The organism is Cobetia sp. SIMBA_158 (genome assembly GCF_046566945.1).
GTDB lineage: Bacteria > Pseudomonadota > Gammaproteobacteria > Pseudomonadales > Halomonadaceae > Cobetia > Cobetia amphilecti.
In genome coordinates, this window is sequence record NZ_JAWJYL010000739.1 from 1 (window position 1) to 252 (window position 252).

At 47.6% G+C, this 252-nt stretch carries 1 protein-coding gene; it reads left to right on the forward strand.

What is annotated here, in order from left to right; all coding sequences use genetic code 11:
* Positions 1-252: acyl-CoA dehydrogenase family protein (locus tag R2R70_RS21760; protein WP_410979162.1), on the forward strand; the 252-nt coding region annotated here is incomplete at both ends.

Genomic DNA, 252 nt, shown 5'->3' on the forward strand with positions numbered 1-252 from the left:
CTACGGCCACGGTGAAATGAAATTTAATAACGTACGCGTACCAAAACAAAACCTTATTTTAGGGTTAGGCAAAGGCTTTGCCATTGCACAAGGGCGCTTAGGGCCTGGGCGAATTCATCATTGTATGCGCGCAATTGGCGCAGCAGAGCGCTGTTTAGAGCTCATGATTAAACGCGGGCTATCGCGCAGCGCTTTTGGTAAACCCTTACTTAAATTAGGCGGTAATTTAGAACGTGTAGCGCAAGCGCGTAT